Here is a 6,891-nt window from a genome sequence, read left to right on the forward strand (position 1 = left end):
TAGCCCCCATGAAACTCGCCCTCGCCGCCCTGGCGGCTCTTTCCATCGCCTCCGCCGCCCACGCCGCGCCCAAGGTGGAGGCGGCCTGGACCCGGCCTGCCGCCCTGGGGCAGACCGGCGCCGGCTTCATGACGCTGAAGAATCCGGACGCGAAGCCGAACGCCCTGGTCGCCGTGGAAAGCCCACTGGCCCGTACCGTCCAGATCCATCAGTCCAGCATGAGCGGCGGCATGGCCTCGATGAAGCAGGTCGCGCGCGTGGAGTTGCCGCCCGGCGGCGGCGTCACCTTCGCGCCGGGCGGATACCACCTGATGCTGATCGGCCTGACCAAGGCGGTGAAGGCCGGCGACACCGTGCCCGCCACCCTGACGTTCGCCAGTGGAGCCAAGCTGAAAGTGTCGTTCGTCGCGACCCTGACGCCGCCGGCAGCGGGCCACGATCACCACTGACGAACCTGACAGAAATGTAACGAGCGTAACGGCGCGGGCCGGGAGCATGGTCCGCGCCGCCCCTTCTTCGCAGAGACCGATCACCCCATGAAGACTGCCTGGCTCGCCGCCGCCTGTGCGGCCGCCCTGCTCGCCGCCGCACCCGCCGCCTTCGCCGCCGACACCGCGGCCATCGCCCCCGAGACGCCCGCCCGCGACCTCAGCAAGGCGCCGCGTATGGGCCCCTGGGGCTTCGACATGGCTGGCCGCGACACGGCCTCGGCGGCTGGCAGGAGCCTCTTCGAGTACGCCAACGGGACGTACATGCAGAAGCTGACGATCCCGGCCGACCGCTCGACCTACGGCGCGTTCAACGTGCTCGACGAGCTGTCCAAGGATCGCATGCGCGCCGTGGTCGACAAGGCGGCGGCCAACACCGCGGCGACCGGGCCCGAGGCCAAGGTGGGCGCGCTCTACCGCAGCTTCATGGACGAGGCGCGGGTCGAGGCGCTCGGCGCCAAGCCGTTGGCCGCCGACATCGCCGGGGTGCGGGCCGCCAGATCCCGCGCCGACGTCGCCCGGCTGATGGGCGCCACGGCTGCCGGCTTCGGCCAGAGCTTCTTCAACCCGCAGGTCTACGACGACGCGAAGGACCCGTTGAAGTACGCCCTCTACCTGAGCCAGGGCGGCCTCACCCTCCCCGACCGGGACTACTACCTCGACGCCAAATTCGAGCCGCAGCGGAAGGCATACGAGGCCTACATCGCCAGGATGCTGGGCCTGGCCGGCTGGCCCAGCCCCGAGGCCAACGCCAAGGCCATCGTCGCCATGGAGACCGAGGTGGCCAGGGTCTCCTGGACCCGGGCCGAGCGCCGCGACGACGACAAGACGTACAACCCGATGGAGACCGCCGAACTGGCGGCCTTCGCACCGGGCTTCGACTGGAACGCCTTCCTGGCCGGCGCCAAGCTGACCGCCGCCAAGCGGGTGGTCGTGGCCGAGAACACCGCCTTCCCCAAGATCGCCGCGATCTACGGCAAGACCGACGTCGAGACCTTGAAGGCCTGGCTGGCCTTCACCACCATCGACCAGGCCGCAGGCTATCTGTCGAAGGACTTCGACCAAGCCAAGTTCGAGTTCCGCACCAAGACGCTCTCGGGCGCCACAGCCCAGACTCCGCGCTGGAAGCGCGGCGTGAACCTGGTGGACGGCAACCTGGGCGAGGCGCTGGGCAAGCTCTACGTCGACACCTATTTCCCGCCGGAGAACAAGGCGCGCATGGAGGCCCTGGTCGGCGACATCCAGGCGGCGCTGCGGGCCCGGATCCAGAAGCTCGACTGGATGGGGCCGGAGACCAAGCAGAAGGCCCTGGAGAAGCTCGGCAAGTTCACCGTCAAGATCGGCTATCCCGACAAGTGGCGGGACTATTCAGCCCTGCGGATCGTTGACGGCGATCTCTACGGCAACGTGGAGCGGGCGGCGGCCTTCGACTGGAACTTCCGCACCGCGCGCCTGAACCAGCCGGTCGACCGCGCCGAGTGGGAGATGACGCCGGCGACGATCAACGCCTACTACTCATCGACCAAGAATGAGATCGTCTTCCCGGCCGCCATCCTGCAGCCGCCGTTCTTCGACCCCGAGGGCGACGCAGCTGTGAACTATGGCGGAATCGGCGGGGTGATCGGCCACGAGATCACCCATGGCTTCGACGACCAGGGCCGCAAGTCGGACGGCGACGGCCGGCTCTCGGAATGGTGGACCAAGGACGACGAGGCCAAGTTCATGGTCCAGGCTGAGCGCCTGGGCGCGCAGTACTCGGCCACCGAAGTCCTGCCGGGCTCCAAGATCGACGGCGGGCTGACGATGGGCGAGAACATCGCCGACCTGGGCGGCCTGCTGCTGGCGCTGGACGCCTACCATCTGTCGCTGAAGGGCCAGCCGGCGCCGGTGATCGACGGCTTGACCGGCGACCAGCGAGTGTTCCTGGGGTGGGCGCAGGTGTGGCGCGCCAAATACCGCGACGACTTCATGAAGCAGATCCTGGTCTCCGACCCGCACTCGCCGCCGGCCGCGCGGGTGGACCTGCCCGCCCGCAACATCGACGCCTTCTACGACGCTTTCGGCGTGAAGCCCGGCGACCCGATGTACGTGCCGCCGGAGAAGCGCGTGCGGATCTGGTGACGGATCATTCCTTCCCGGAGATAGGGAATTTTGACTCTATCGTCGAAAATGGGGTCGCCCGGAAAAAGAATCGGCCTGCAGCGGGGGATAGTCGCTGCAGGCCGCCTTGAGCAGTCGCTCTAAATGAGCGGGCGTTTCCTCCCCGAAACGCCGGAGACCTCGGGACTAGCGCCTTCATGTCTCTCGCCTGATGACAGAACGGCAATTTTCTACCCAAGTCAACGGGCCAAACCGACTGCGAGCACACGGGAAGATCAGATTTTCGCGAGCAGGCGCAAATTTTACGTTGTTTTTTATCCGTTACGTCAAAAAATCTTCGCCCTAAGCGTGTCGAGCGCTTGGCAATTCACGTCAAACACGAAATCAGGTTTTGACGCCGTTACCGGTCCCAGTCCGGCGGCCGTCAAGGCGAGGGACGAATCCGCCACCTGGGTGGAATCGACGAGCAGGCCATTTGGCCGCCGCGAGGCTCCGGCCTTCACCAGGGCGCCGACGACCTTGTCCTCCGCGGCGTCTCCCCGGCCCGGCCAGGTCAAGGTGGCGCTGCGCAGCGCCGCGGCCCGGGCCTCTACGACGCGCAGCAGGCGTTCCGCCTGGCTGAGCGCCTCGGCGTCCCAGGTCACGCGCAAGGCCGCCGCCAGATGGGCCTGGCTCCTCAGCATCACCCCATCGGCCAGCACCTTCAGCCCATTGGCCTGCAGGGTCGCCCCGGTGCTGGTGATATCCACCACCAGCTCGGCGGACCCGGCGGCCGGGGCGCCTTCGGTCGCCCCCCCCGACTCCGCGATGCGATAGTCGGCGATGCCGTGGCGGGCAAAGAACCCGCGGGTCTGGGACAGGTACTTGGTGGCCACCCGCATCCGCCGGCCGGTCCGGCGGAGGTAGTCGTGCGCCACCTCCTCCAGGTCGGCCATCGAATCGACGTCCAGCCAGCTCTTGGGCACCGCCGTGACGAGGTCGGCGCGGCCGAACCCCAGCGGTCGCAGCAGCAGGACGCGGCCGTCCAGGTCCTCGCCGCGCTCGCGCAGCAGATCCTCGCCGGTGACGCCCATGTGGACCTCGCCCGCGTCCAGGGCGTCGGCGATGTCGGCCGCCGACAACAGGCGCACCTGCACACCGGCCACGCCCCTGAGGCTCGCCAGATAACCCCGAGCTCCACCAGTGACCTCGAGCTTCAGGCCGCAGTCGGCCAGCCAGCCTTCGACCTGTTCCTTCAGGCGGCCCTTCGAGGGGACCGCGATGATGAGACCGCTCATGCCTCGCCTCCCGTCCAGGCTCGCCAGGGCCGGACCATGCAGCCCACCGCCCGCGCGTCCCCGGCGCCGCCCAATCGGGTCAGCAGGCTGTCGTACCGGCCGCCCACCGCCACCGGCCGCTCGGCCCCGAGGGCTTCGCTGCGCACCTCGAAGGTGATCCCGTCGTAGTAGTCGAAGGCATGGCCCAGGGCCGGCGCGAAGCGCAGGCGATCGGCAGGCGCCACTCGCGTCAGCTCCAGGAGGCGCGCGTCCCAGCCGACCAGGGCCGCCTTCAGCGTGGCGTCGTTGGCGCCGGCCAGCTCGCGCATGCGTGCGAAAGCGTAGGCCGGCGCATCGTCGATGGCCATGAAGGCGCGGATGGCGTCGGACTGGGCCTCGGTCAGGGCCGGCGCGCTGGCGGCCTCGGCCTTGCGGACCAGGCGCGCGGCGATTTCCGCCGGGCCGCGGCCGCCAACCGGCTCCACGCCGGCCAGCGCCCACACCTCTTCCAGCAACGCGGCGGCCTGGGATTCGGACAGGCCGGCCAGCAGTCCCGCCAACGTGCCGCCGTCCGACGTCGCCTGTTCGGTCCGCGAAAGCTCCGCCCACAGGAGGCGCGGCCGCCCCGCCACGCGCCTCAGCCGCGCGGCCAAGGTTTCCGGCAGGTCCAGGCTTTCGACGAAGGCGCCGAACAGGGCCACGTCGCCCAGCCAGAGCGAAAGGTCCTCGCGGCCGCCTGCCGCCGCCGCGCGCCAGGCCAGGCCCGCGATCTCGGCGTCCGCCGCCTCCACGGCCCCGCCGCCCGGCGAGAACATCTCCAGGCCCAGTTGAACGAACTCCTCCGGCCGGTCCGAGCCCGACGACGCCCGGAACGCCGCCCCCTGGTACCAATACAGCCCGGCCGCCCGGCCGCTCTCGATGTGCTGGCGGGCGATGGCGACGGTGAAGTCGGGGCGCAGGCAGCTCTCGGTCCCGCCCTCGGCCTGGACCACGAACAGCCGGGCCCGCATGGCTTCGCCGGCCAGGTCCAGCAGCAGGTTCAGCGGCTGGAGCAGCGGCGCATCGGCCTGGTTGGCGCCGGAGGCCTCCAGCGGCGCGCGGATCGCCGCCAGCGCCTCGGCGGGAACGGCGGGCTCGACGCGCATCAGACGGCGTCCAGGATGCGGCGAAGCGCGGCGGTCAGTTCGCCGCGCGGGATGGTCTGCTGGCCGGGCCGCTGCCCGCGCCACTCGGCATTGTCGGTCATCTTGGCCGCCAGCTCCCGGCCCAGGTCCAGGTCCTTCACGGTGACGGTCCCGGCGGCGAGCTCGTCCTCGCCCACCATCACCGCGGCGGGCGAGAGGCGACGGTCGGCATACTTCATCTGCGCCTTCATCCCCGAGGAGCCGAGGTAGACCTCCGCCGGGATGCCCGCCGCCCGGATCTCCTGGGCGACGGCGAAATAGTCGGCCATCCGGTTCTGGTCGAACACGATCACCACCACCGGCCCGCGCGCCGCCCTGGTCAGGTCGCGGCCCGCCGCCTTGAGCGCCGAAGCCAGCCGCGAGACGCCGAACGAGAAGCCCGTGGCCGGGGTCCGCTCTCCCGTGAACCGCGCCACCAGGTCGTCGTAGCGCCCGCCCCCGCCGATGGAGCCGAACCGCATCGGCTGGCCCTTCTCGTCCAGGGTGGAGAGCAGCAGCTCGGCCTCGAAGACCGCGCCGGTGTAGTACTCCAGCCCCCGCACCACCGAAGGATCGAAGGCCGCCCGGTCGGCGCCGACTCCGAGGCCGGCCAGCGCCGCATCGATGGCCGCCAGTTCCGCCAGCCCCTCGTCGCCCTCGGCCGAGCCGCCGACCACGTCGGCCAGCTTCGCCAGGGTCGAGGCGCGGTCGCCCGCCCCGGCCGCCGTGAAGGCCAGCACCCGCTCGGCGGCGGCGCCGTTGAGCCCCGCGCCCTTGGTGAAGTCCCCGCTCTCGTCCTTGCGGCCCTCGCCCAGCAGAAGGCGCACGCCGTCCGGCCCCAGCCGGTCCAGCTTGTCGACGGCGCGCAGCACGGCCAGCTTCTGGCCGTCGTCCGTGACGCCGGCGGCGCTCATCAGGCCGTTCAGGAGCTTGCGGTTGTTGATCTTGATCAGCGCCGAACCGGTCGGCAGGCCCGCGGCCTCCAGCCCCTCGACCGCCATGGCGATGATCTCGGCGTCCGCCTCGGGACGCGCCGAGCCCACCGTATCGGCGTCGCACTGCCAGAACTCGCGGAACCGCCCCGGCCCCGGCTTCTCGTTGCGCCAAACGGGCCCGAAGGCGTAGCGGCGGAACGGCTTGGGCAGAGTCTCCCAGTTCTGCGCCGCGAACCGGGCCAACGGAGCCGTCAGGTCGTAGCGCAGGGCCATCCACTGTTCGTCGTCGTCCTGCAGGGCGAAGACGCCCTCGTTCGGACGGTCGGCGTCGGGCAGAAACTTGCCAAGCGCGTCGGCATATTCGAACGCCCCGGTCTCCAGCGGCTCGAAGCCCCAGCGCTCGTAGACCCCGCTGACGGCGGCCAGGATGGCCCGCTCGGACACGACATCCCGCGCGCGGCGGTCATTGAACCCACGGGGAGCGCGGGCTTCGGGTCGTTGCGGATCGCTGGTCATGGCCGCGCGATTAGCGGCTGCGGGGGCGTCACTCAAGGAAAGGCTCATCGGTCGTCTCTCGATAGGAGGTCGACGGACGAAGCTGGAGAAGTTCAAGCCCCGTCCGCGGATGCGGGGCTCGGAAGGGGGTTCGCCTAAGCCACGAGCCCGCCAGCCGATCCCACGAGGGTCGGATGGTGATGGCCGTGATGGTGCGCGAACCGCGTCATGACGGCGGGCTTCTAGCGGAAAGTCCTGAACGAGTCATCACGCCCCCGACGCCTCGCAGCGCAGAGCCCCTAGGCGCGCAGGCGCGCGCGTCCTAGAAAGCGCGCCATGCGAGAGATCACCCACTTCATCGATGGCGCGGCCTATGCGGGCGCGTCGGGCCGGTATGGCGACGTGTTCAACCCCAACACAGGGGAGGTGCAGGCGCGGGTGCAGTTCGCGACGG

Annotated in this window: 6 protein-coding genes; 3 read left to right on the top strand and 3 right to left on the bottom strand. The window is 70.3% G+C overall.

All coding sequences use genetic code 11. The features are described 5' to 3' along the window. Positions 1–8 precede the first annotated feature (8 nt). Together EPO51_RS26470 and EPO51_RS26475 are read left to right on the top strand one after the other, a co-directional pair. Positions 9–449, top strand: coding sequence for a copper chaperone PCu(A)C (locus EPO51_RS26470; protein ID WP_293357007.1), 441 nt, complete (start codon positions 9–11; stop codon positions 447–449). Between the two features lie 87 nt (positions 450–536). Further along, complete coding sequence (locus tag EPO51_RS26475; protein ID WP_293357009.1) at positions 537–2,609, top strand: M13 family metallopeptidase; 2,073 nt, start codon at positions 537–539, stop codon at positions 2,607–2,609. A 305-nt stretch (positions 2,610–2,914) separates the two neighbouring features. Here the strand turns inward: EPO51_RS26475 and hisG are convergent, their stop codons facing one another. The 3 genes from hisG to hisS are packed head-to-tail and all read right to left on the bottom strand — an operon-like array spanning position 2,915 to position 6,458. Continuing rightward, the gene (hisG, locus tag EPO51_RS26480; RefSeq protein WP_293357011.1) at positions 2,915–3,865 is read right to left on the bottom strand and encodes an ATP phosphoribosyltransferase; all 951 of its coding nucleotides are present in this window, start codon (positions 3,863–3,865) and stop codon (positions 2,915–2,917) included. Next, complete coding sequence (locus EPO51_RS26485; protein ID WP_293357013.1) at positions 3,862–4,989, bottom strand: ATP phosphoribosyltransferase regulatory subunit; 1,128 nt, start codon at positions 4,987–4,989, stop codon at positions 3,862–3,864. The genes hisG and EPO51_RS26485 overlap by 4 nt, the downstream gene beginning before the upstream one ends. Beyond that, complete coding sequence (gene hisS / locus EPO51_RS26490; RefSeq protein ID WP_293357015.1) at positions 4,989–6,458, bottom strand: histidine--tRNA ligase; 1,470 nt, start codon at positions 6,456–6,458, stop codon at positions 4,989–4,991. Before hisS ends, EPO51_RS26485 begins: the two co-directional genes overlap by 1 nt. A 315-nt stretch (positions 6,459–6,773) precedes the next feature. Here hisS and EPO51_RS26495 point away from each other — a divergent pair. After that, positions 6,774–6,891 (top strand): hypothetical protein (locus EPO51_RS26495; RefSeq protein WP_293347093.1); only part of this gene is annotated, 118 nt, incomplete at its 3' end.

Source organism: Phenylobacterium sp., assembly GCF_004297125.1.
Classification (GTDB): domain Bacteria; phylum Pseudomonadota; class Alphaproteobacteria; order Caulobacterales; family Caulobacteraceae; genus Phenylobacterium.

Coding starts and splice junctions, on each gene's coding strand:
- EPO51_RS26470 (WP_293357007.1), top strand. CDS start 9: ATGAAACTCGCCCTCGCCGCCCTGGCGGCTCTTTCCATCGCCTCCGCC.
- EPO51_RS26485 (WP_293357013.1), bottom strand. CDS start 4,989: ATGCGCGTCGAGCCCGCCGTTCCCGCCGAGGCGCTGGCGGCGATCCGC.
- hisG (WP_293357011.1), bottom strand. CDS start 3,865: ATGAGCGGTCTCATCATCGCGGTCCCCTCGAAGGGCCGCCTGAAGGAA.
- hisS (WP_293357015.1), bottom strand. CDS start 6,458: ATGACCAGCGATCCGCAACGACCCGAAGCCCGCGCTCCCCGTGGGTTC.
- EPO51_RS26475 (WP_293357009.1), top strand. CDS start 537: ATGAAGACTGCCTGGCTCGCCGCCGCCTGTGCGGCCGCCCTGCTCGCC.